Annotated in this window: 1 pseudogene; it reads right to left on the reverse strand. The window is 63.1% G+C overall.

From position 1 onward, the window contains the following. Positions 1–402, reverse strand: a pseudogene (locus tag TPRIMZ1_RS19215) (hypothetical protein); the annotation flags it as partial. Positions 403–423 lie beyond the last annotated feature (21 nt).

Raw genomic sequence — 423 nt, forward strand, 5'->3', positions numbered from 1 at the left:
CGCCGTGTTCTTGTTCGACGATGACCCGCCAATGGTTCCCCCGCTCAGGGTGAATAACCCGGCTGTGACAGAGACCGCGCCGCCATTGCCCGCGGCGTTATTAGCGGTGATCGTCCCCCCGCTCAGGGTGAAGGTCCCGCCTGAGACAGAGACCGCGCCGCCATTGTCCGCGCTATTAGCGGTGATGCTGACCTGGGAGCTCGGGGTGTTCAGGGTGAAGGACCCGCCTGAGACGGAGACCCCGCCGCCGTTAGCCGTTGCCGTATTCGCGGTGATGCTCCCTCCGCTCAGGGTGAAGGACCCGCCTGAGACGGAGACCCCGCCGCCGTAATCAGCAGTATTGTAGCTGATGGTTCCGGTGCTTAGTTTGAACTCCCCACTATTGGCCCCACTGCTGGACACATACACTCCGCCGCCGTAAGT

The sequence above is a fragment of the Treponema primitia ZAS-1 genome (assembly GCF_000297095.1).
Lineage (GTDB): Bacteria > Spirochaetota > Spirochaetia > Treponematales > Breznakiellaceae > Termitinema > Termitinema primitia_A.